Source organism: Clostridium sp. AM28-20LB (assembly GCF_003480665.1).
Taxonomy (GTDB): domain Bacteria; phylum Bacillota; class Clostridia; order Lachnospirales; family Lachnospiraceae; genus Otoolea; species Otoolea fessa.
Map to the genome: position 1 here is coordinate 222,716 of NZ_QUJN01000004.1, position 23,314 is coordinate 246,029.

Below are 23,314 nucleotides of genomic sequence, written 5' to 3' on the forward strand. Positions count from 1 at the left end.
TATCAAACCTCCAAATCCTTTTTATGCTCTTTCTGTTTATCTTTCGGCTGCTGCGCCGCCTGTTTCTTGTATTCGTCCAGCTTCTTCAAAATGGACGGTTTTTTCTGCGGCTGTTCCCGTTTCTCGGCTTTTACCGCTTTTGCAAGGTCGGTAACGGAAATCGCTTCCCCCGCCTTTGCCCGCTGCTCAAAATCTGCAACGGTGGGCGTTTGCGGCGTATTGTTGATAAGCCCGTCAAAATTGTTGTCGTTCTGCTCTATGGTGTCCTCGACGTGCTTTAAGGGATTATCCCGCTGCGGCTGCTCGGCGGCTATGGCATAAGCCTGTGTGCCATTCCCCATAATGAGATACTTCCCGTCCTCCGACGCATGGTGAAAACCAAATCCCGCCGCTTCGATCTGTTCACGGCTCATATCGGTAATATGAAAATTGCCCCTCGGCGTTCTGACGGTTTCACCCGTCAAAAGGCTGTCGGGGGTCGCTTCCGGCTGCTGCTTTTCAAGCTGCCCGTCCTTGTAGGAATATCCTTGCGCCGCGATTGCTTCAAGGGTCTTGCCCGTAACGTCGCCATAAATCCGCTTGTCTGCGTCAACCAGCATTTGCAAAGTGTCTTGTACGGTGTCGGACAAGGCTTGCTGCTGTTCGGGCGGCAGCTTGTCAAATACGGGGGTCTGCTGCTCCTGCAAAAACTCCGGCACTTGCTGAAAACCGATACTGTCTACATAGTGGGCGGTGTCCTCGTCGTTCTGATGAAGCACAACAATGTCGGAAACGGAAAGGCTATGCCCCTTGAAATCGGCGGGGTGGTCGATATTAAACCTTTCCCAAATGTCGCCCAGCGTCATATCCTTTGTAAGCGGTGCAGTATAGACGAGTTCATAATTTACCCGGTCAATGGTAAGTCCAGCCGCTTGCAGACGGTCATAAGGCTCAAAGCGCAAGTCCCTTGTTTCGTCCCCGCGCTTTAACTGATAAATGGAAAAGGTATCGCCCTGCTCCTGCTCGGCTTGCCGCTGCTGCTGCAACTCGGTAAAATGCCCCTCAATCTCGGTAATGAGTTCCTTTGCGGTGGTCTGTATTGTTTCAAGGGACGCTTTTAACTCGGTCATTTCCTTGCCGCTGCTCCAACCAGCCACATAGCCGAAAGAGTAATCGGAAGTATCAAGGCCGAAATGCTGGCAAACCGTATAAGCGACGCTTTCCGCTTCTACCTCGCAGGTATGGCGGTCAACGCGGTTTTGCTGCTCCGGCGGGGCGTTTAAGTCTACGTCGTGCAGCTTCGCATGGGCGATTTCGTGAATGGCGGTCTTTACCGCCTGTAATTCACTCACGCCCTCTTTGATTGCAATACGCTTGTCGGTCAAACTGAAATACCCATTTGCGCCGTTTGTGATCTGCTCAAATGCAATCGGGACGGGGGACGCTTTTTCAAGGGCGGCGAAAAAATCCTCGTACTGCTCCACATCGGCAAGCAGCGGTTTAACGGAAAGGTCGGGAAACTCCTTGCCCTCGGTCTGCGAAATATCAAAGACGGTTATAACCTTAAAGGCGGGGACGGTGATTTCCTTTTCTTCCTTTACCACTTTTCCCTCGCGGTCAAGCATGGGCTTTCTCGTTTCGGGGTCGATTTTATCAACCAGCTTTTTCACCTTGTAGGGCGCGGGGGCAAAGATTTTAATGCCTTTCTCGCCTTTCTTTACATGGCGGTCAAACTCTTTCTGCCATTGTGAATAGCCCTTTACCAAATTGCCGCCCTGCATGGCAATTAGGATAGTGTTATTCAAGCTGTAATCGTGAAACTTCGACATGGCAGTAAGAAACTCTTTGTAGCGGTCGCTGTCAAAAATCGCCTGTACGCCCTGTTCCAAACGCGCGGTGATCTCCTTTACCTTTTCGGCGGGCTTTTCGGAAGTAAGGATAATGGGGACGACGGGGCGGGGCTGCTGCGGCTCTGCGGCCTGTGCGTCTGCTTGCTGCGTTTCGGCTGCGTCCATATAGGCTTTGTCCTGTTCGCCGCGCTCCGGCTGCGGGTAACTCATAATGCGGTATTCTTCCGGCACTTCGCGCCCCTCAAACTGCCGTTCCCACTCGTCGCCGCTTTCCACGATATAGCCGTACTCGGTAAACGCGCCTTTTTCCTGCGCGGCAGCGTTCCTGCCAAAAGTAGAAAGGTCAATGCCGCCTTTCCATTCTTCGGGCATTTGTACCATGCCGGATTGATTTAAGTAATAGTCGCCCAAATCGTGGTAGTTATGTACTTCGGGGATATGGACGTAGAAATCCACGTTGTAGGTGAAGTCAATTACCTGTCCAATATTTGCAAGCCCGTTTTTCTGCTGCAAGGCTGCGTTCAGCTTGCCAACCTCGGCGGGGTCAAGCTGTTCGAGCCGCGCCGCAAGAAAATTGAGTTCGTCCACGTCGGCGGCGCATACCATTTCATAAGGCAAGGCAATATGTTTCTCCGGGTCGTCGGAATAGCCGCGAATGGAAAAATCCTGCGGGTTGTCGGCGGTAATGCCGACGTTCCGCATAGCTTCGTGCAACTGCTCCTTTGTGGCGGGCATATCCAGCCAATAGCCGCCGGGGTCGCCCGCGTCAAAGCGGCTGCGGTTGCCTATCATAATAGAAAACTGTTCGCTCATGTGTTCACGCTCCTTTTCCTGCCCGGTATTTTCGGGGATAGCTGCCGCCTGTTGCTGCTGCGGGGGTTCTTCGCCCTCTATGGTGTAGTCCGGCATGAGCATACCGTTTACTTTGAAATAGTCGGCGTACTCCTGCGGGATAGGCGGGGAGATTTCCGTAAACAGACGGTCATACGCTTTGATACGCCCATTCAGATACTTTTCCATAGCTGCCTTGTCGGTGAAAACCTTTCTATCTTGTCCGGCAATCTTCGCTTGGGTTCTGCTTGGGCTGTTGGTGCGCACGCTCCATGTAAGCGTCCATGAATACGGGATAGATTTCTGCGCTTCTTTGTCGTAGCGGGTATTCTCGTAAATGTAGTAATTCATCTGATATACCCGGTTGCTGCGAATATGGCGGTTATGCTCGGTGGTCTGCCACTCGTTAGCGGTGTGCTGGACGTGCGGCGTTCTCACATATTCAAGTGTTTTATCCAGCAAAAGCGTTCTTCCCGCCTGTTCTTCCCATGCGGCGGCGCGTTCTTTAAGGTCGTCAAAAATCGCCTGTTCTGCCGCCGCGCTTTCGCTGCGCATGGAAAGTAGCTGCGCAATCGGCAAGGAAGCATAAGGGGCAATCTCCCTGTCCTTTGCTTCAAAATATATCCGGCGTTCTATCCGCATGGTTTCGGCGGTTTCCAATTTGTCATGGTCGTATGAGGAATACGGCATATTCTTTCATCACGTCCTTTCTCGGTCATATAAGGGTTTGGGACTATCCCAACAAGCAAAATGCCCGCGCTCTCTATGGGAAGCGCGGGCATTTCTCGCAAACGGGTACTCGTTTGCTGTGCTTGCTATGTAGTTGTTTTTATCCGTAAACGCCTGTTTCTCTCGCTTTGGGCTTTCTGTCTGCGGCGTATCTTTGCCGCGCAATCGGGGCAGTATTTCGCCCGGTTGCTGCCCGCCGCAAACGTGCTGCCGCATACCGCGCAACGCTTCAAATCGGTTTCCCCGCTGCGGGTGATCTGTTCGCAAAGCTGCCTGTCGGCGGGTAATACCGCTTCGCGGAAATAGCGGCATAGCAGCGAATAGCTGATACTCTGCACACAAACGCAAGTTTCCCCGTCGTCCAGCAGCAGACAATTCCCGCAATCGTTGTTTGCACAAGCGGCGCGGGTCATTTTCTTTACGGCGCGGTATTGCTTTTCATCAAGCCTTATCATTTTCGGTTCTGCTCGACGCGGAAGTTTACATACTTGCCGCCTGTGTCGGCAAGCAGCACAACTCCGTCAAAGGTCTTTCCCGTCTTGGTCGAGTACATACCTTTGATTTTTACCTTTCCGTCTTTCAAAAGGGCGGCGGCAATCGCCTTTGTGAAAGCCTTTTTGCGCTGCTCAAAAAAGCGGTCATTCTTCCACATCACAAAGCTGCAAGCCCTGTCGGAGCAGTAAAAGTTTTTCTTGCCCTCGTAAACCGCCGCGCCGCAACGGGGGCAAGTGCCGATTGCTTCCCGCTGCGGGGTAAACAGCTTCGCTTTATCCTCGGAAATCGCGGAATAGGTCTTGACAAGCCCCGCTGTCATTTCCTCAATGCTGCGCATGAAATCGTCCGGGCTGTCGCTGCCTTTGGCAATCCCGGTAAGGCGGGTTTCCCATTCTGCCGTAAGCTGCGGGGACGTAAGGACTTCGGGCAGGATAGCGGCAAGGTTATACCCGTCCTTTGTGGGGATTAGCTTTTTGCCCTTGCGCTCGGCAAAGCCCGCGCTAATGAGTTTTTCAATGATACCCGCCCGCGTTGCGGTAGTGCCTAACCCTTTGCGCTCTGCGTCCTCCGGCGTTTCTTCCTTGCCCGCGTTCTCCATAGCGGACAGAAGCGTATCTTCGGTAAATGCCTTTGGGGGCTGCGTGTAACGCTCGGAGATCTCCGCTGCCGGATTGTCAAAGGTCTGCCCCTCGGCAAGCGGCGGCAAAACGGTTTCCGGCTCTGCGTCCTCGTCCTGTTCCTCGGACGCGGCGCGGGACAGCTTTTCAATCTCACGCCACCCCTCGCAAAGCGTCGTCTTTCCCTTTGCGGTAAAGGTATAACCGCCGCAAGAGATAACCGCCGTAACCGCTTCATATTCATAGGGCGCGGCTGCGGCGCAAAGCAGCTTCGCGCATACAAGGGTCATAAGTTTTGTTTCGCTGTCGGTAAGGGAAGAAAAGCCCGTTTTCAAAAACTCGGCTGTCGGCAAAATAGCGTGGTGGTCGGTTACTTTGCTGTTGTCGCAAACCCTTGTAAGGTCTGCTTGCAGCTTCACGTCCCGCATAAAGGGAAGCAGCGAACAAAGCCCGGTAATGAGTTCCTTTGTGCTGCGCTGCATATCGGAAGTGATATATTTGCTGTCGGTGCGGGGATAGGTCAAAAGCCGCTTTTCGTAGAGGGCTTGCGCATAATCAAGGGTCTGTTTCGCCGTAAACCCGTACAGGCGGTTGGCTTCGCGCTGCAACGCGGTAAGGTCAAACAGCTTCGGCGGTGCAACGGTCTTTTTCTCTTTTTTGAGGGAAGTACAAACGGCTTGCGATTTCTCGCAAGCCGCTTTCATCTGCTGCGCCGCCGCTTCTTCGTTCAGCCTTTCGGACAAAGCCGAAACACCGCCCGCGTCCAGACGGACAACATGATATTTTTCTTTCTTAAAGCTGCTGATCGCATAGTCGCGGTTTACCAGCATGGTAAGGGTGGGCGTCTGCACTCTGCCGACATTCAGCGTTTTGTGATAGAGGATAGAGAAAAGGCGGGTCGCGTTAATCCCGACAAGCCAATCTGCCTTTGCTCTGCAAAGCGCGGATTGATAGAGGTTGTCATAGCTGCGCCCGTCTTTGAGGTTTGAAAAGCCCTCGCGGATTGCGCTTTCTTCCATGCTGCTAATCCAAAGGCGGGAAAAGGGCTTTTGGCAATTTACCTGTTCGTAGACAAATCGAAAAATGAGTTCTCCCTCGCGCCCGCTGTCGCACGCATTGACAATCTCGGAAACGTCGCTGCGCTGCATAAGGTCTTTGAGTACGGAAAACTGCTGCTCCTTGCCGCTGGCAACGGTAAACTGCCAATCCTGCGGGACAATGGGGAGATCGTCATACTTCCATTTTCGGTACTGCTCGTTGTAGGTTGCCGCGTCTGCAAGGCTAATCAAATGCCCGATACACCACGACACAAGGTAGCCGCTGCCCTCAAAATATCCGCTGCGCTTTTCATTCGCGCCAATAACGGCGGCAATCGCCGCCCCGACGCTCGGTTTCTCTGCAATTACAAGTTTCATACTTCCTCGTCCTCCTGCTCGGTTTCTAATTCTTCCTCGTCGTCCTCGTCAAAATCGAGATCGTCAAGGTTGCTGCTGCCTTTTGCCGCGTCCTTTTTGGGCTTCATAATCTTAAAGTAATAGAACGCGCCGCCGCTTACTGCGGCAAGAAGCAGCACGACAAGCAGAATAGCACCGCCCATGCCGCCGCCTTTATCTTCCTCCGGCTCCGGCTGCTCGGTTTCTTCCGGCTCCGGCTCGGCTTCCTTGCCCGCGCACTCGCTCATATTGACGCTGCAAACGGGGCAATCGGTGTTGACGCTTCCGGCAACGCATTTTTCAGTACAGCTACAAGCGGGGGCTTCGGTCTGTTCGTCCTCCATAAGCTGCAAAAGGTCTTTTTCATCAACTTGATTGAGGAAATGGACGGTGTTTTCTCCGTCCTCGGCGCGGTCAATGATGATGTAAAAATAGTTTCCGTTTTTCGTAACGACGGTAATAAACTGCTTATCGCCGGACGCTTCGCCCGTTATGTCGTCCACAAGGCTCATGTTGCCCTCCGGCGTTAAAGGCTGCGGCTCATAGCCGCCCGTCGTTTCTTCCGGCTCGGTTTCGGTTACGGGGGTAGGCGGCTCGTCGCTCACGTCACCGCCGCCCGCAAAAGCGGTAACAGAAAAGCCGCCCATGAGTACAAGGGCGGCAAGCAAAGCGGTAACGCTGCGGAACAGTTTTTTATGCTTCATCTTCGGTTTCCTCCTGTTCGTCGGTATAGTCTGCGTCCGGCTGCGGCAAAGCAATTTCGCCGCTGGCGTAAGCGGAGAGGAACGCGGCAAGCTGCGCCCCGTCAAGGTGTACCGCTTTCACCATTTGAACGATCTGCGCATTTTCTTCCTCGATTTTCTGCGCTTCAAGGTCTTTCAGTCTTTTTTGGTATTCAAGGATTTTCGCCCTCGTTTTCTCAATATCCCGTTCGATACGGTCAAGTTTCGTGTTTGCCATAGAAATAAACTCCTTTCAAAGTCAGTTGTAATGTAGCCGCCCATAGGCGTAAAAATGGGATTGCCAATAGCTTGTATCAAGTTTTGCGTATTGTATCGGGTCGCCACAATGCAGCATGACGGGGCTTCCGTCCCCGTCCTCGCCAACGTAGATACCCACATGAGATACGCCCGGTGTGTCGTATGTACCCGTAAAGAAAACCAAATCCCCCGGCTGCGGGTTGGAAACGCGGGTTGAAATGTTGTAAAGCCCCTGTGCCCCAAGTCTGCCCGTATTGTATAGGCCGCTGTTCGTCAGCACATAGCTAACAAAACCGCTGCAATCAAAAGAGGTTTCCGGGCTGCTGCCGCCCCACACATAAGGAAAACCGACATACTTTTCCGCTTCCTCAATGAGCCGCGCAAACTGTTCATCTTCCAGATAGGCGGGCGGGATTTCATAATCCGCTGGCGGGTTTTCATAGTATTTTGAAATATAGCCGGATTGCGGGAAAAGGTCGGGTCTGTTCCCAAGCGACGACATATACATAGCGTACATGGATAGCTGTTCCTCGCCCATAATGTAAACGGGAACATGGGAGAGGTTGAAGTTTTCCAAATCCACATTGAGAATGTAATAGTTATAGGCTACTTCAACGTCGTATTCGTTGCCCTCGCTGTCCGTCCGCGTTTCGGTGCGGTAGCGTACCTCGACTTCCTCCGTAACCGTCAAGATATACTGTTTATCAAAGAGCATTTCAAGGGTGCTTTGCGCTTCATCGAGAGTAAACACGCCCTCATGCCAAGCGGAGAGGATAGAGATTAGCACATACGGGTCATGCTCGATCTCGTCAGCCGTTACCCGGTATTCGTCATAGCCGGGGTATTCGCTTTCGATGTTATCCAGCATATCCTGTAACTCGGCTTCCATAGCGACATACGCGCTTTCTGCGCCTGTAATATCCGCGTCCTCGGAGAGATAGGACGACGCAATCAAGCCGCTTCCGCTGTTGCCGCCGAACAGGGAACAAGAGGACAAACCGCCGAAAAACAGAAGCACGATAAAGGCAATCCCGCCCACGATCAAACAGCCTTTCCAATGCCGGACGACAAAGAACGTCGCCCGTTTGGTTTCCTGCGCCGTTTTCTTTGCTGCCTTTGCGGTGGCTTCGGCGGTCTTTTTCACCTTGCCGCCCGTTTTCAACGCCTTTGCATACTGCTTTTTAATGCGCTGCTTTTGCCAAAAACGGGAAATCGGGTTAGAGTGCGCAAGGGCGGGGTTATCATGCAGCGCCTTTTGATAGAGAAAATCGGCGTTTGCCTTTGCTGCCTTTTTCTCGGCTGCTGCCGCCGCCCGGTAAGGTTTCAGCTTATGGCTGCGTATGCCGCGTTTTACTGCCCGCGTCGTCATGCCGCCCGCTTTCTCGCCCACAAGTTCTATCCTGTGTCCGCTTTCCACACCGACGTTTTCTTTCTCCACCTCATAGATTTTTCCATGTACGGCGGCGTCCAATTCCTGCGCCGGACGGGATAACGGGTTATGACGCAACTTGCCGTTTGGGGGCTTATCCGTTTTTTCAAAAGCAAGGCGCGTCTTTGCTTTGCCTTTGGCTTCGTCAAAAACGCGCTCTTTCTTGATTTTGGTCTGTTTGGGGATAGCTGCCCGCGCTTTGTCTAAACGGTCAGCCGCCGTATCGGATTTTTTGATTGCCTTTTGCAGGTCCGGCGTTGCCCGTTCCGCTTCGGAAAACTGCAAGCGGGAAGAATGGGTTTTAGGCTGCGCCGCGTCAAGGGCTTTTTTCTCCGCGCCTTTTGCTGCGTGTCGCTCAATCTCTGCGCCGATATGCTGCACAACCTTTTCCGCTGCCGCGCCTGCGGGGGCTGAATAGTTTTCCTCCTGCGGCCTTTCGCTGATACTGGACGTTTCGCCCGTCGTGAGGTTTTCCGCAACCGCACCGTCGCGGGTCATTTTCTGCGTTACCTTGTCCGGGGCTTTCCATTCCTTGCTCATGGGCTTTCACCTCCAATCCGCTGTTTCGCAAGGTTACAGTATTCGGGGTTGATCTCAATACCAATATAGCGGCGGTCAAGGCTTTTTGCCGCCGCTGCGGTGGTTCCGCTGCCTAAAAACGGGTCAAGGACAATCCCGCCGACGGGACAGCCCGCCAAAATGCACGTTTCCGCAAGTTTCGGCGGGAAAGCTGCGAAATGCCCGCCGCGATAGGAAGCTGTGTTGATCTGCCAAACGTTGCGGCGGCTGCGGACGGGGCATATCAACTCATCGGCGTATGCGCCCTTTTCGCGGGGGCGGTTGATTTTCTGCGGTTGGTTTTGCCCCGGAACAGTAACGTTATACTTGTTTCCTTTGCTAACTCCGCTTTTCAGCCGACCCGCCGTTGTGAGGGCTATCGGCTCGGCTACCGCTTGCCAATCGTAAAAATACTTCTTTGACTTGGTAAGCAGAAACACATATTCATAGCAGCGGGTCGGCCTGTCCCGCGTGCTTTCCGGCATGGGGTTCCCCTTATGCCAAATGATAGAACTGCGCAAATACCAACCGTCGCCCCGCAAGGCAAGGGCTACAAGCCACGGAATACCGATTAGGTCTTTCGGCTTGCAGCCGGGGGCGCGGTGGTTTACCGCCACTTGCTGCCCGTTCCTGCCTTTGGGGTATTTCGGGTCTTGGTGGTCGGCTTTGCTGCCTGTGCCGCAATAAGTGTCCGCGATATTCAGCCAACAAGTACCCTCCGGCGTAAGCACCCGCTTTACCTCATGGAAAACCGCCGTAATGCGGGAAACATATTCCTCCGGCGTTGCTTCCCGCCCGATCTGCCCGTCTGTGCCGTAATCGCGCAAAGCATAGTAGGGCGGGGACGTTACGCAACAATCCATACAGTTATCCGGCAAGGTTTGAAGTACCTGCAAGCTGTCGCCGCAATAGATTTTGTCCGTTTCTATCCTCATGCCGACACCTCGCCGGGTTTGGTCGTCATGACGCGATAGAGTTCTGTATTTTGCGGGAAACGGTCAATAAAGGGCAAAATCACGTTGCCGTAGAAAATAAGCCCCTCGCCCGCTTCGGAATGGGTTACATAGGTCATTTGCTGCTGCGAAATGTTAAGCTGCTTTGCAAGGATTTCCCTGTCGCCCTGGGCTTGGTTGAGCATATACACAAAGTCCGAGTTTTCAAAGATGTTCTCCACCTCGCGGGACGACAACAAATCTTTCACGTTTTGGGTGATACCTGTCGGAATACCGCCCCACTTTCTAAAACGCTTCCAAATCTCAACGCTGTACGCTGCGGTCTGTTCCTCTTTGAGCAGCAAATGAAACTCGTCGATGTAATACCGCGTCGCCTTGCCCTCGCTGCGGTTTACCGTTACTCTGTTCCATACTTGGTCTTGGACGATAAGCATACCGACTTTTTTAAGCTGCGTACCGAGTTCCTTAATATCAAAGCAGACAAGGCGGTTATGAATGTCAACGTTTGTCCTGTGGTTAAAAATGTTCAAGCTGCCGTTTACATAGAGTTCCAATGCCGCCGCGATACGCTGCGCTTCCTTTTCCGGCTGCTTCTTGATTTCGTCGTAGAGGTCGCCCAAAATCGGCATATTTTTAGGCTTCGGGTCGGCAAGGTAGTTGCGGTACACGCTGATAACAGCGCGGTCAATCAAGGTCTTTTCAACAGCTTCCAGCCCGTTTTTACCTCCCATAATCAACTCACAAAAGGAAAGGATAAAATCGCTCTTTAAGGCTATGGGCGTGTCGCCCTCGCTGTAATTGAGGTTAATATCCATAGGGTTAATGTACTGCGTGCTGTTCTGCGAAACCTTGATAACCTGTCCTTTCAAACGTCCGACAAGGGGATAATATTCGGCTTCGGGGTCGCAAATGATAATGTCGTCGGACGTGATAAGAAAAGCGTTTGTGATTTCGCGTTTTGCAGAAAAACTTTTGCCGCTGCCCGGTGTGCCGAGTATCAAGCCGTTGGGGTTTTTCAGCTTCTTTCGGTCGCACAAAATCATGTTGTTGGAAAGGGCGTTTAAGCCGTAATACAATGCTTCGCCGCTTTGGAACAGCTCTTGCACCGTAAAGGGAACGAAAACGGCGGTGCTGCTGGTCGTCAAGCCGCGCTGGATATGGATAAGGTTTTCCCCCAACGGGATAGAGGACATAAGCCCCTGTTCCTGCCGGTAGTCAAGGCGGGTCAAAATGCAGTTGTATTTCTGTGCGATTGCCGCCGCCCCAAATACTTCGTTATCCAATTTCTGCTTGGTATCTGCAAGGTTTAAGACAAGCAGCGTGAGCAGAAACATTCTTTCGTTGCGGCTCTGCAAATCGCGGAGTAGGTTTTTTGCTTCCCCGCCGTAGGTGGCAAGGTCAGACGGAATAATATCCATGTCGTAGCCGCTGCGGATTGCTTTCTTTTGTTCCTCAATCTTCATGCGGTCAAGGTCGGTGATCTTGCGCTTAATCGTCTTGATTGCTTCGTTGTGGTCGATACTCTGAATGTGCAGATTAACGATAATCCCGTTTTCCGCGTCCATGAAGTCGGCAAGCATACGGTCGGAGAGTTCCGGCGCGACGATCTGCAAAAAGGAAACCGCACCAAACTTGCCGCCCATTTGAAACATTCGCCCGTCGCCAAATCGGAAAGAGGACGGGGCGATAAAGTCCTTGACGGAAAGCCCACTTGCGGGTAGCCATTCCCACGCAAAGTTAAAGCGTTCCCCGTCCGGGTGAAAAATCCCATGCAGCACTTCAAGACGCTGTTTCCCGTCCAATACCCGCGCCGCCGCGCCGATCACCTTAAAATGGTTGAGGGTGTCCGTTTCAATGCGGGCAAGACGCGCCCGCGCCGATCTAATGTCCTTTGCTTCAACGGTAAAGGTGAGAAACTTGGTTTTGATAAGCCCGTTGTTTCCGCGTTCAAGCTGCGTCCTAAGCATTTCGGTGTATTCTGCTCTGATACTGTCGAAGTCGTCATTCTGCGGTGCAATCGTGATACTGTTCTTAAAATCGTCCTTGTTCGCATGGCGGCTGATTAGGGAAAGCTGCACGCTGATAGAAGCGTCGAACGAGTTATACATATCGCAAAGGGCTTCAAAAATGGCGGTTTTGTCGTCCGGCTGCGCAAGCTGATAATTTATATCCTCAAACTCAATGCACTTGGAATACCGCCCGTTTGCAAGGCGGCAAATCCCGTCCTTATACATTCGCTCAAACGGTATGCTGTCCTGCGCCGTATGGGGCTTCCCGTCGCCCTTTGCCTGTCGGATAAGGGTATCTATCTGTTTTCTTTCCTGTCGGGAAAGTTTACGCTTTTCGTTTTGGGTGTTTTTCTTTTCCTTTGACAATCGCCCGTACCTCCTTATCTAATTGCTCTTGCCGCGCAAGGGCGGCATAAAAATTGTTGGTCTGATAAGGTCGCTCTTTGGGGCGAAGAAACTTCACTTCCACAAATTGCCGAATAATCACTTCCAGCGGTTGCCCGTTTTTCTCGTACATGGCAAGCAAAAACATAGGCAGCATGGCAAGCACCATGCACAATGCCGCTGCGCTCGTTCCAACGCTGCCTTTTACCAAAAAGAACAGCGGCAGTCCGATTGCTACCGCCGCGCTGAAACAAATTAGCTGTCGTTTGGTAAGGTTGAACATTACCTTGCTTTTGATTTTTGTTAAGTCCTTTGGGACGGTTACATACGCCATTTCAAACCTCCTTTCTGCCCGGAATGTAATCTTCAAAGCGGGGAACAGCATAGAAAAGCCGCTTGTTGTTTACCCACCGTTGCAAATGGCGGGTAACAGGCGGGGCGGTTGGACGCTCGTAAATCATCACATACGGGTCAAAGCCCATAGCCCGCAAGGTGTTCACGCGGTATAAATCCTGTTCGTGAGTGCTGCCGTAGTTGGTAAGAACATACACGCGCCGCTGGCGGCTGCTCTTAATAGCTGTCAAATCCAAAAAACGTTGGAAATACCCGGTCAAGTCCTCGTCGGGATTATCCCATGCAAAATGTACCGCTTTTATCCGTACCCGATTTAACAGGCTGACATTATCCCTGTTCACAAGGCGAATATCCAGCCCTTGCGAAAAATCCACCCATGCGCGGCTTCGTATAAGCTGCTCAATGAGATTTTCATGGTCGGGACAGGCAAGCAGATTAGCGTCCATGATTTTTATTTCCGGCTGCCATTTCCAAAACTCGGACAAATCCGCAACCTTAACGCTTTTGCGTCCCTCTTTACCGCTGACAATGCAAAACCCGCAATTTCTCGGACAACCCCGGCTTAAAAAGCCGTAAGCAATCCCGAAAAACTGCGGGTAGATTGAATAATCCGGGTAACTGTGTTCCACTTCCGGCGGCAAGCGGTTTTTCGTGTCGTAGCCCGTACCGCCGAAAATGACCTGTTCCGCGTTGGTAACGGTTATCGTGTCTTTGGAATAGGTGTCCGTAAAGACGCGGCTTTTATATACAAGGTCGTACCGCTCCTTTGTGTTCCACCATTCCACCGTATGCCCCTTTGCTTTATGATACGCGGATAGCTTCATCAAGCAGAGGTTGGGGAAATTATGGCTGTCAACGTCGATTAAGCCGATTTTCAAATCATAACTCACCCCCTTAATGTGCCGAAAAGACGCTCTTTGCAAGGCTCCCTGTTTTGAAAAGGGTAAAGCACAAGAGGACGGTATAGCCCATGCAAGCCCAGATCGCGCCGGATATGTCGTCGGTCGCTGCGATTGTCTGTATCAACACCGCATAAATGCCGACACACACCAAAATCAAAAACGCTTGAAAACCAAGCGCAAGCAAAGATTTTAAGTAATTCTGTCCCATGCTGCCCCATTCGTGATTTACCATTGTTGCCATCGGGATAGGGGCAACGCTCGTTACAAGATATATTTCAATCATGCGCCCATACACCACAAGCATAATGCAGATTGACAGGGCTTTCATGGTAAGCCCTACAAAGAGGGATTGAAACCATAACCCCAAAAGACCGCCCACGCTCATAGCGTCGAGTTTTGCTTCAATGTCGGTAATGACAGTGGTAACGTCTATGCTTGTATCGGATATGATAACCCCCGCGCTCTGATTGACGACGCTCTGCGTAACGTCAAAAACTCCCATGACGATATTCCAAGTATTTGTTACCAGCAGCACCGCAACAAAGGTTTTGAAAATCCATTTGAAAAAAATCCAAGTGTCGAGATCGTGCAGATTGTTTTTTTCAATTACAAGCTGGATTAGTTCATAACACATGACAAAGGTAATGATAACGCCCGCAATCGGTACAATGACGTTTTCCGAAAGGCTGCGTATCATGTTGAATATGCCCGCGTTCCACCCGGCGGGGGTCGTGCCGACTTGCGTTGCAATTTCTCCAACCTCTGTATTTACGCTGTCAAACAAGCCGGAGAGGTTCGATAAAATCCCGTCTGTCAAAATGCCGCGAAACCAATCTTCAATCATCTGCCATATCAAAAGTTAATCCCTCCTTTCCCGCGCCCTCCCGTTTCCGAGAGGGCGCGGCGGGTGGTATTTGTTTTAGGCATTATCCAAAAAGTTTGGAAAGAAGCGGAACAAGGGTGCCGCCGATCAACGCGACGCCACCGCCCGCCATAAGCTGCTTCATGCCCTGGCTCTTTACTGATGTGTGATAAAGAAGTAATAGAAGTGTAAAAAATTTTGCCGTTCCTATCCGGCACATGAGGTATGTCGGATAGGTCGGGCGGTTATTCGGGCAAGTCCACCTTGCCAACAAAAGAATAATAAATCTCAATGTCCTGTCTGCGGGTCTTGTTCTCGTCATAGCTGCACTCATGCACAACGATTTTCTCTACAAACTCACGCAAGAGGGTATGGGTCAGTTCTTCAAAGTTCATGTGCTTGCGGACAATGTTCATAAACTTTTCTGCGTTTACGGTGGCTTCCTGCGCTTTAGAAAGCTCCGCCTGTATTCTGGCAACACGCTCTTTCAATTCCTGCTGTTCGGCTTCGTAGTCTGCCGAAAGCTCTGTGAAACGCTCGTCAGAAATGCGTCCGCTTACGCTGTCCTCATACAGCCGCTTGAAAATGGCGGAAAGCTCACCGATACGCTTTTCAGCGGCTTCCAACTCCTTTTTCTTGGCGGCGTTCCGGCGTTTGTCGCCGTCCTCGTTCTGCTCGATCAGCAGCTTCATAAACCGGGCTTCATGCTTTGCCGCATAGCTGGTCACTTTCCGCAGATTGGAGAGTACACCAGCGGTCAAGAGGTCGGTGCGGATAAAGTGCGCCGTACAGTCATGGGTGCGTTTCTTGTAGTTGCCGCAGATATAACAGTCCTGCTTGCGCTTGTCCGTCTGGTATCGCTGCTGGTACATGACGCTGCCGCAGTCCGCACAGAACAGTATGCCGGAGAACAAGCCCACTTCATCATAGCGGTTGGGGCGTTTGCGCTGCTTGCGAAGCTCCTGCACCCGTTCCCATGTCTGGGTGTCTATGATAGGCTCGTGGTGGTTCTCGAAAATCACTTGCTTTTCCGGGGGATTTTCTACACTGTGCTTGACTTTGTAAGAAAGTTTTTCTGTCTTGAAATTTACCAGACAGCCTGTGTATTCCCGGTTTTCAAGGATATGCACAACGGTATTGGTCGCCCACTTGCACTCATAGCCGGGGTGGTAGCGGCGGGTGCTGCCCGTCCTGCGGTATTCCAGCGTCCCCGGCGTGGGGATTTGCTGCTCTGTGAGCATACGGGCTATCTTAGTCGGACCGTTCCCGGCAAGGCAGAGGTTGTATATCTGCTTGACTACGGGTGCAGCTTCCTCGTCAATAATGAAATTTTCATCCTCGTCCATGAGGTAGCCATACACAGGCTTGCTTGTGATGGGCTTGCCACTCATGCCTTTTGAGCGTTTTACTGCTTTGATTTTCTTGCTCGTATCTCTCACCAGCCATTCGTTAAAGATATTCCGCAGCGGGGCAAAGTCATTGTCGCCCTGTGCGCTGTCCACTCCGTCATTGATAGCGATGAAGCGGACACCTTTCTGTGGGAAAATCATTTCCGTGTACATTCCCACTTGCAGGTAGTTTCGCCCTAACCTCGACATATCCTTTACGATAACTGTCCCGACTTTTCCGGCTTCAATGTCCGCAAGCATGGCTTGAAAACCGGGTCTTTGAAAGTTCGCACCAGAATAACCGTCGTCCGTGTACCAGCGCAGATTGGAAAAGCCGTTCTGCTTTGCATAGGTTTCAAGAATACGCTTCTGGTTGGAAATGGAATTGCTCTCGCCTTGCAGCTCGTCCTCATGAGAAAGTCTTGGGTAAAGGGCGGTAATTGGTTGTTGGTTGGTCTGTCTTAACATAAAATCCTCCGTTTCCGACAGCCAGCCCCACTATTCCGTACCTTAATTGTACCACATGGGGCGTCTGTCTGTATAGCGGCAAAAGCGTCAAATCTGCTTCTTTATGGTCGGTCAAATCGCCGTTTTTTGTGTAGCAGCTTCCGCTTCCAGCACTTTCATCATCTTGTCGGCTGCGGTATCGGTTGCGCCCTGCTTGAAGAAGCCGGAAACGGTAAGGACGGAGTTGCCCATGCGGATTTCCGTCACACAGTCCGGGCGGCGGTCTGTTTTGGTGGTGCTTGTCTGTTTCGTTTCTGTCATAGGCTCTCCTTTCGCTGCTTCATCAGTTGCTTTAAGCGTTCCAGCTTTTCCTGTGCGGTTTCCTTTCGGAAGTTGCTGCCCGTGAAGCGGACGGGGGCGCACATGGAAGTCAGCCTGTCATAGATACGGGCGTGGGGCGTGTCCTGCGGGTGCTGCAATTCCTTCAGTGTGAGGTTGGTCGTGGCGATCAGCGGCTTGACGCTTCGGTAACGGCTGTCAATCACGCTGTAAACCTGTTCCAGCCCGTATTCCGTCCCTCGCTCCATACCAAAATCATCAAGTATCAGCAGGGGGTAGCTGCAAAGGCGGGAAATATACTCATTCCTGCCCTCAAAGCTGGCGGAAAGGTCATTCAGTATCGTTGCAAAGTTTGTCATGCACACCGGGACTTCCTGCTCCATAAGGGCGTTGGCGATACAGGCAGCAAGGTAGCTTTTTCCTGTCCCCACGCCGCCCCAAAACAGGTAGCCGATATTTTCAGCCTGCATGGTTTCCCAGCTCTCCACATAAAAGCGGGCGGTTTCGGTCTGCGGGTTTCTGCCGTTGTCATGCTCAAATGTCCAGTTCCGCATAGAGGGGTCGATAAAGCCCCGGCGTTTCAAGTCCTCCACTGTTTCAAGGTGCTTCTGTCTGCTTTCGGCGGCTTGTTGCTTTTCACGGGCTGCCCGCTGGCAGTCGCACTCTGCCGGGTGGCGGTCACGCCCGAAACAAGTCTTTCCCTCTGCAAAATAGGCTTCTTTGGGCGTATGGCACTTGCCGCAGTATAAAAGCCCGTCCTCGCCTGTGTAGTCCTCCGCTTCGGCGGTAGTGGCTGTAATGTCCGTAATCATAGCTTCAATTCCGTTTTTCATAAGCTCTCGCCCTCCTTGCATGAATAATCGGGTATGCCCTGTTTCGGGGCAGCCTTGCCTTTGGCAGCGTCCTCCTGCGCCCACTTGTAAATGGTGGCTGCATGGCTGTGGTACTGTTTCCCGGTGGAAGCGATATGGCAGGAAAGCCGGTCAATATAATACTCCCACTTGTCGGGCAGCTCTGTTTTCAGCCCGGAAAGCTCTGTATCGGTCAGTATCACATTGTTGTATCTGCCATAAGCGGCGGGGACGGGGTGTCCCGTTTCTCCCTCTCTCTCTTTTTCTATCTCTATCTCTTTCTCTAACTCTATCTCTGGTGGACGAATGTCGGACAAATGTCCGCCTTTTGTCCGGGGCGGTAAAAGTGCCTTGTTTTCCAGCCTTGCAGCCCGTTTCCTCTCGGCTTCGGTAGAGGACTGTCCTATCATCAGCTCAATGTCGGTCATATAAAAAGCCCCACTGTCAAGCTGCTCCACAAGCCCCAACTGCCGGAAAATCTCTAAAGCCCTCTCAACCGTCCCTATCTGGTGGCGGGTCAGTGTCGCTATCATCTGCGCTGTGTAGGGGATATGCTCGTCAAGCTGCAACTTCCCGCCGTTTTTCAGCGATTTTAAGTACAACTTCAAGAGGATATTGGAATATAAAATCCCGTCTTTCATATCTTCCAGCAGCACAATGGAGTCGCTGTCAAAAAAGTTCTCTTTCAGCTTGAGGTAGTAATACTTGCGGTTATCTGCCATTGTCCCTGTCCTCCTTTTTCCGGCGTTTGGAGTAGTAGCGGGGGCAGAGTATGATAACCACCCGGAAGCTCTGCTTGCAGCTATGGGTACAGCCCCGGCAGAGGTCGTTGTATGTGATACGGTCGCAGGTGGTATTCCCGATTTTCACTTGTCGCAGGAAAAAAGACCATTCCAGCCGCCGTTTCTTGCTCATTCTTGGCATGGGTGCGCTCCTTTCTGCCGTTTCCGCTGGTGTGGCGGTATCGGCGGTAATTCTGTATCATCTCGGTATCATTTTCGGGGTTTTTCTGCCCTGTAAGCCCGTTAAAAAATCCTTTGGTATTGCGGATAGGGTACGGGGCAGCCCCCTTGTTCTGTATGGGTTCAGGTACATTTGGGGGCGGTTTTTTATCGCTCCTGTTCATGCTTTTTCTGTCGGCTCGGCTCGCCGTGGTGCATTTGGGAAAGATTGCTTTTCATGGTCTGCAATTCCCGGACACGCTCTTTATTTGCCCGGTACTCGTTGTAAAGGGCGTTCTTCTCGGCGGTAAGCTGCTCGATTTCAGCCTGCAACGATTTATAGGTGGGCAGCTTGGTAATGCCTTTTTGCCGAAAATATCTTACGGCTGCGTCTGCTATGATAAAGTCGCTTTCATGCTTTTCCCGGTAGGCTTTGCGTGCATTATCGGTTTTCTGCTTTTTCAATCCGTTACGCACATCTCTTGTCTTGGCATAGGCAAGCACCTGTTTCTGCAAGTCCTTTTTCTCACGGATAGCCGTTTCAATGGGCTTCAGCTTGGCGGTGCTGCTGTGTAAATCCGCATTGGCAGACACAAGGGCTGCGTCCAGTTCATCCGGGGTAAAGCCGTATTGCTCCATAGCGGCAACGGTAGCCGCCATCTGTTTGAGATTGTGGACAGCCGCCCAACGGTCATAGCCGATACCTTTTCCCTCGGCTCGCTTCGCCGCACGGTCAACCATTCTCTGAATGTTGCCTGTCGGGGCGATTTTCTGCGTTTTTCCTCGCTCTGTGCGGTTTGTTTCAGCGGTATGGTATTCGGGTATGGGTACGGTCTTTTCGGCGGCTCTGTGGGCGTTCTGCTCCAAAAGAGTAAGAACAGCGGCACGGTCAAAATCATCTCCCAGTTTTCGGGCGGTAATGGGTTTCGTTCTGTCCGGGGTAAGGTAGGACAATCGCCCTCGGCTCTCTTTGACGGTCACGCCCTGTTGCAGAAGTAAAGCGGAAAACTCGTCAAAGGTGGTCGCTTCGCTCATGGCATTCCGTATGGTCTGCCGCAGCTTCGCCTTGTCGGTTTCAAACTTGGTCTGCTTTACAGGCTTCCCCTCGGCTGCAAGGGCGGCATTTTCCTTGTCAAGTTTGGCTTGTCCTTTTTTATGCGCCCAATACTCACGCTCGGTAATGCGGTTTTTGCTGCCATGCAATAGGTCAATCTGATAGAGATTTTCCCGGTGGCACATCTCCATGACCTCGGCTTTGAAGTATTCCATAGCAGCGTCCGTACAGCGGTGCTTGCACCCGGCACGGGTATCTGCCGGTCTGTCCATGTAGGGCAGTAAGGGTACTTCCTCAATACGCAGAGAATTGATAACAATGTGAACATGGATATTGCCGCTGTGGTTGTGTCCGTCCGGGTGGGTACAGACAATGGCTTGGTGTCCTGGGAAATGCTCCTTGCAGAACTGCTCGCCCAGCTCCTGCGCCCGGTCTACGGTCAAGCCGTTGTCTGTCCCGTCCCGTGGGTCAAAGCTGATGATATAGTGGTGGCTTTTCACATCTTCCCGTTTTTGGTTTTTCTCATAGCGGAGATTGGCTCGCATACAGGCAACGGCGAAATCATCGCCCCCGCAGTTGAGGGAAGAAATGCGGTAATCCTCTCTCGGTATCAGCCGCCCGTTTTCATCAAGGGTGGGCTTCATGGTAAACTCGTCATGCTCAAATGTGAGGTAGGCTTCCGCTGCGCCATAGTCGGCATTTTTAGAGCTGATATGTTTGAATGTTGCCAACAGCGTCACCCACTTTCTGCAAGACTTCAAACTTCAAGGCGGCAAGGTCGGAAATGGCGGCTCGCACTTCAACGGACAGCGTATTGTAGGGCGTTCCGTATTCGTTGAGGGCACGGGCAATCTGATTAAGGTTGCCGCCGATTTTTCCGTATTCGGCTATCAACTTTCCAACAGCGGATAGCAGTTCATCATTGACCGGGGAAACGGTAACAATAGGGCAAATGGTCGCCCTTGCAATGGCTTGTCGGATAAACTCGGCTTGGCTCATGTCATAATTCTTTAGCCGTTCCGTGAAGTCGGCATATTCTTCTTTGGTCATGCGTGTCTTGACTACATGGCTTCGGTGGGGCGTATTGTATCGCTTTCCTATGGGTATCAACTCCTTTCACTTACCGCCGTTTTGTGGGCGATTTTTTAAGTATTTTTTGGTGGGATTTTCAAGCGGCACAAGCCGCATAGCAGGGTTTGGGGAAGGCACTCCCCAACAAGATTTACCAAAGGGGCAAAACCGCAGATATGCGGATTTTGGCACCGTGGTAGAATCTTGCTCTAAAAAACTACCGCTTTCCTCGGCGGCTCTGGTTTGCGGATATACTGGCTTGCTCCACCAATATAGCGATTGCGGCGGCGTGTTCTGCCCGCTGTTCACCACTACAACGGTGAAAAGGGGGCGTTTTGGCAAACGCAGCGGATTTTTTTTTGTTTTCCCTGTCTGCTCCCTACAACAATCCGGCGGTGTGGTTTGCCAAAGATTTTTGAAAATGGGCGCAAAAAAAGCAGTAAACCTTTTCAAGATTTACTGCTTATCTGCCGCTGTGATGGGCGGCGGTATTAAATTGTCAGCCGTTTTTCAAATGGAATTTATCTGCAATCGCTTTCTTTCTGCTTTCCAATTCCTTTTCTGTAATCTTCCATAATCCTAACGCAATGATCTGCTATCTTTTGCATTCCGAGTTCTTCAAAAAAGGCAATTTGTATTTTCATCATTTCTTCACAAACAGTCAACTTCTGCTCATCCATATTGCTAATAGCAAGCCATGGGAACGCTTTATATTTCTTAGTGTCCCCAATGAGAAAATTGTACCCTATCAACTCATTTTCACGGAAAACGAAATAGAATTGTGGGCCTGAACCTGGAACTGACTTTTCCATAATTTGCTGCATTGTTTTCACGCCGCCGTATGCCGGAAAAAAACCTATTCGCTCAAGAGCATTTAATATGTCAATCCTTTTATCTGTGGGTATGTCTCTATAATTGATAATCTGTTCCATTTGATCTACCCTCATTGAAGTTTAATTTGTCAGGCTCTAATTATACAACTTTTCTGTTTAGCGGTCAAAGCGGAACTTCAACAGGCTTTCTATCAGTTGCCTGACGATATGCTCCTGCATATCCGTGTTAATCTGTCCGTCCATTTTCGCACAAGAGCGGATATATCCGACATAATGAGATAGAACGGCGGCAACAGCTTCCGGGTCGCCCTCGCTTGCCTTAACGATTGTTTCATAGGGAAGTAGCTGGTTCATAGGACAAGCCCTCTAACTCTGCCCGTAGCTGCCGTAAAATCATCTGAATACGCCGCCCGGTTGTGTTGCCAGCCCGTCCATATCTCCGTCCAATCTCCCTATGCGTCAATCGTTGGAAGTAGTACAGGAAAATGATTTCCTGTTCCATCTGTGATAGTGCGGACAGCGCTGCGGCAAGCTCTGGACTTTCCAAAAGCACCATCTGACCACAGACGAAAAGCGGATAGCTGTTCATGGCAGCTTGCTCCGCAAAGTATTTATCTGTGGTGCTGAATGGATAGTGTTTTTCTTCTATCAGATATTCAAGCGAGATTTCCCGCTTGCGGCGGCTGCGTATGCTCCGGGCTGCGTCTATGGCAGCGTGGCGAATAACGGTCTTGCAAAAGGCATCGTGTGTATGCCGGATATGTTCTTGATACTTTTCGTGTTCGGTCATGGAAAATCCCCCTTTCTGAATAATGGCAGAGGGCGGCAGCATTTTATGCTGTCGCCCTCTTGATTACCGAACAGCAAAGACGGGCGGGGCTGTCAACGGCGGCACATTTGCGCCGTTCATCTTGACCGTTGACTGGCTCGGCTGGATTTGCTATTTATTTCCTCACCATTCCTGTGTCTTGGCTTCCTTCCGGATTTTCATTATCTGTATTTGATATATACTGCCAGGAATTACAGAAACCAACGCAAAAATACCAAAGATTATAGATTGCTTTGTAACTGCGAATAGTGCAAACATGAGCAGTAGAAATAGCCACGGATTGCGTAAGTTGCGATAATATTTTTCTTTATCGTCATAAGATGTATGGAGTTCAAAAGGCTTTCCATCATTTACTTTTTCCACAATCAAGATTTCTCGATTAAAAGTTGTTGTGTTTGTCGCAATACGACCACCCCTTTCTGCCCATGGGCGCCAACGAACTTTTCCAACAGAATAGTTTAGATTGATATTTTTAAAAAACACCTTATATCCCATATCCTCCAAAAAATTAGCATAATCTATTGAACTCTCTTTTGATTTTTCTCCGATAAACTCTACACAATAGGTCACTTCATCGGGCTTGCATTTTTCAAATTCGTATAACAGTTTTCCTGTCCGAACAAGTCGATAACCCTTTTCAGACATTTTGTTTAGCCATTTTTCCTGCGTATTTAGCAATCCGCCAAAAAAGCGATAACATTTTTTACTCATACTGCACCTCCAATAATTTCACTTGCAATGCTTACAAGTTCATTTAGTCTTGCAAGCTCTTTTTCTGCAATTTCTTTTCCCTGTGCTGTAATGTGGTATTCTTTTTTTCTTCCCTCACTATCTCCATAAGGTTCAATCCACTTCTTGTCCTGCAAAGAGTTTAATGCTCCATATAAAGTGCCTGCGCCTAACGAAAGCCGCCCGCCCGTTTTTTCTTCAACAAACTGCATAACGGCGTATCCGTGTTTTGGTGTATAAAGAGAGAGTAAAATATAAAAGGTCACTTCTGTAAGTGCACCACTTTTTGCATTGTCTCTCATAGTCCAGCCTCCTTATTACGGTTACTGTAATAAATATATCACTAACCGTAATATAAGTCAAGCAGATTCAAGGAAATTATTTAAGGGGCATGAAAATGGAGCAGCAACATTTTCGTGTTACTGCTCCACTTGATACAGAATAGTAGGGTACGCTGTTCTCAATTT

24 protein-coding genes and 1 pseudogene are annotated in these 23,314 nt (G+C 50.8%); 1 reads left to right on the plus strand and 24 read right to left on the minus strand.

Going from position 1 to position 23,314, the window contains the following annotated elements:
* Positions 1-2: 2 nt before the first annotated feature.
* The 19 genes and pseudogenes from DW739_RS10355 to mobC form a co-directional block, all read right to left on the minus strand.
* Positions 3-3,350, minus strand: a complete 3,348-nt coding sequence (locus tag DW739_RS10355; RefSeq protein WP_058118381.1) for a YodL domain-containing protein — start codon at positions 3,348-3,350, stop codon at positions 3-5.
* A gap of 125 nt (positions 3,351-3,475) precedes the next feature.
* Positions 3,476-3,844, minus strand: a complete 369-nt coding sequence (locus tag DW739_RS10360) for a cysteine-rich VLP domain-containing protein (protein WP_002584962.1) — start codon at positions 3,842-3,844, stop codon at positions 3,476-3,478.
* A complete protein-coding gene (locus DW739_RS10365; protein WP_044942468.1) occupies positions 3,841-5,916 on the minus strand; it encodes a type IA DNA topoisomerase in 2,076 nt (691 codons plus the stop codon). The genes DW739_RS10360 and DW739_RS10365 overlap by 4 nt, the downstream gene beginning before the upstream one ends.
* Entirely contained in the window at positions 5,913-6,638 is a 726-nt protein-coding gene (locus tag DW739_RS10370) for a DUF4366 domain-containing protein (RefSeq protein ID WP_044942466.1), read from the minus strand. The genes DW739_RS10365 and DW739_RS10370 overlap by 4 nt, the downstream gene beginning before the upstream one ends.
* A complete protein-coding gene (locus DW739_RS10375; protein ID WP_003508256.1) occupies positions 6,628-6,894 on the minus strand; it encodes a DUF4315 family protein in 267 nt (88 codons plus the stop codon). The genes DW739_RS10370 and DW739_RS10375 overlap by 11 nt, the downstream gene beginning before the upstream one ends.
* A 21-nt stretch (positions 6,895-6,915) precedes the next feature.
* Positions 6,916-8,883 (minus strand): C40 family peptidase, encoded by a 1,968-nt coding sequence (locus DW739_RS10380; RefSeq protein ID WP_044942463.1) that lies wholly within the window; start codon positions 8,881-8,883, stop codon positions 6,916-6,918.
* Positions 8,880-9,836: a site-specific DNA-methyltransferase gene (locus DW739_RS10385; protein ID WP_044942460.1), complete on the minus strand. Its 957-nt coding sequence runs from the start codon at positions 9,834-9,836 to the stop codon at positions 8,880-8,882. Before DW739_RS10385 ends, DW739_RS10380 begins: the two co-directional genes overlap by 4 nt.
* Positions 9,833-12,229 carry a VirB4-like conjugal transfer ATPase, CD1110 family gene (locus DW739_RS10390; protein WP_087221613.1) on the minus strand — a complete coding sequence of 799 codons (2,397 nt, stop codon included), beginning with the start codon at positions 12,227-12,229 and terminating at the stop codon, positions 9,833-9,835. Before DW739_RS10390 ends, DW739_RS10385 begins: the two co-directional genes overlap by 4 nt.
* Positions 12,189-12,581, minus strand: coding sequence for a PrgI family protein (locus tag DW739_RS10395; RefSeq protein WP_006774460.1), 393 nt, complete (start codon positions 12,579-12,581; stop codon positions 12,189-12,191). Before DW739_RS10395 ends, DW739_RS10390 begins: the two co-directional genes overlap by 41 nt.
* A gap of 1 nt (position 12,582) precedes the next feature.
* Positions 12,583-13,491: a radical SAM protein gene (locus DW739_RS10400; protein WP_162612832.1), complete on the minus strand. Its 909-nt coding sequence runs from the start codon at positions 13,489-13,491 to the stop codon at positions 12,583-12,585.
* A gap of 4 nt (positions 13,492-13,495) precedes the next feature.
* On the minus strand, positions 13,496-14,359 hold the full coding sequence (locus DW739_RS10405) for a VirB6/TrbL-like conjugal transfer protein, CD1112 family (protein WP_007860210.1): 864 nt from the start codon (positions 14,357-14,359) through the stop codon (positions 13,496-13,498).
* Positions 14,360-14,429: 70 nt separating this feature from the next.
* A pseudogene (locus DW739_RS15360) lies at positions 14,430-14,522 on the minus strand (Maff2 family protein); the annotation flags it as partial.
* Positions 14,523-14,610: 88 nt separating this feature from the next.
* The gene (locus DW739_RS10415) at positions 14,611-16,221 is read right to left on the minus strand and encodes a recombinase family protein (RefSeq protein WP_118743011.1); all 1,611 of its coding nucleotides are present in this window, start codon (positions 16,219-16,221) and stop codon (positions 14,611-14,613) included.
* Between the two features lie 111 nt (positions 16,222-16,332).
* A complete protein-coding gene (locus tag DW739_RS10420) occupies positions 16,333-16,521 on the minus strand; it encodes a transposon-encoded TnpW family protein (RefSeq protein WP_002569233.1) in 189 nt (62 codons plus the stop codon).
* Entirely contained in the window at positions 16,518-17,372 is an 855-nt protein-coding gene (locus DW739_RS10425; protein ID WP_118743012.1) for an ATP-binding protein, read from the minus strand. Before DW739_RS10425 ends, DW739_RS10420 begins: the two co-directional genes overlap by 4 nt.
* Positions 17,369-18,112, minus strand: coding sequence for a phage replisome organizer N-terminal domain-containing protein (locus DW739_RS10430; protein WP_118743013.1), 744 nt, complete (start codon positions 18,110-18,112; stop codon positions 17,369-17,371). The genes DW739_RS10425 and DW739_RS10430 overlap by 4 nt, the downstream gene beginning before the upstream one ends.
* Positions 18,102-18,314 carry a hypothetical protein gene (locus tag DW739_RS10435; RefSeq protein WP_118743014.1) on the minus strand — a complete coding sequence of 71 codons (213 nt, stop codon included), beginning with the start codon at positions 18,312-18,314 and terminating at the stop codon, positions 18,102-18,104. Before DW739_RS10435 ends, DW739_RS10430 begins: the two co-directional genes overlap by 11 nt.
* Positions 18,315-18,499: 185 nt before the next feature.
* Positions 18,500-20,116, minus strand: a complete 1,617-nt coding sequence (locus DW739_RS10445) for a relaxase/mobilization nuclease domain-containing protein (RefSeq protein ID WP_118743015.1) — start codon at positions 20,114-20,116, stop codon at positions 18,500-18,502.
* Positions 20,088-20,435, minus strand: a complete 348-nt coding sequence (gene mobC, locus DW739_RS10450; protein WP_347560991.1) for a plasmid mobilization relaxosome protein MobC — start codon at positions 20,433-20,435, stop codon at positions 20,088-20,090. Before mobC ends, DW739_RS10445 begins: the two co-directional genes overlap by 29 nt.
* Positions 20,436-20,469: 34 nt before the next feature.
* Here mobC and DW739_RS14940 point away from each other — a divergent pair, with 34 nt between their 5' ends.
* On the plus strand, positions 20,470-21,033 hold the full coding sequence (locus tag DW739_RS14940; protein ID WP_182427978.1) for a hypothetical protein: 564 nt from the start codon (positions 20,470-20,472) through the stop codon (positions 21,031-21,033).
* Here DW739_RS14940 and DW739_RS10460 read toward each other — a convergent pair.
* The 5 genes from DW739_RS10460 to DW739_RS10485 all read right to left on the minus strand — a co-directional run bounded on the left by DW739_RS10460 (position 20,978) and on the right by DW739_RS10485 (position 23,149).
* A complete protein-coding gene (locus DW739_RS10460; RefSeq protein WP_118743017.1) occupies positions 20,978-21,403 on the minus strand; it encodes a hypothetical protein in 426 nt (141 codons plus the stop codon). The genes DW739_RS14940 and DW739_RS10460 overlap by 56 nt on opposite strands.
* A 42-nt stretch (positions 21,404-21,445) precedes the next feature.
* The gene (locus tag DW739_RS10465; RefSeq protein ID WP_118743018.1) at positions 21,446-21,643 is read right to left on the minus strand and encodes a helix-turn-helix domain-containing protein; all 198 of its coding nucleotides are present in this window, start codon (positions 21,641-21,643) and stop codon (positions 21,446-21,448) included.
* Positions 21,621-22,121, minus strand: coding sequence for a sigma factor-like helix-turn-helix DNA-binding protein (locus DW739_RS10470; RefSeq protein WP_015537034.1), 501 nt, complete (start codon positions 22,119-22,121; stop codon positions 21,621-21,623). The genes DW739_RS10465 and DW739_RS10470 overlap by 23 nt, the downstream gene beginning before the upstream one ends.
* A gap of 120 nt (positions 22,122-22,241) precedes the next feature.
* Positions 22,242-22,829: a DUF2812 domain-containing protein gene (locus tag DW739_RS10480; protein ID WP_113993399.1), complete on the minus strand. Its 588-nt coding sequence runs from the start codon at positions 22,827-22,829 to the stop codon at positions 22,242-22,244.
* Positions 22,826-23,149: a PadR family transcriptional regulator gene (locus DW739_RS10485; protein ID WP_005927798.1), complete on the minus strand. Its 324-nt coding sequence runs from the start codon at positions 23,147-23,149 to the stop codon at positions 22,826-22,828. Before DW739_RS10485 ends, DW739_RS10480 begins: the two co-directional genes overlap by 4 nt.
* Positions 23,150-23,314 lie beyond the last annotated feature (165 nt).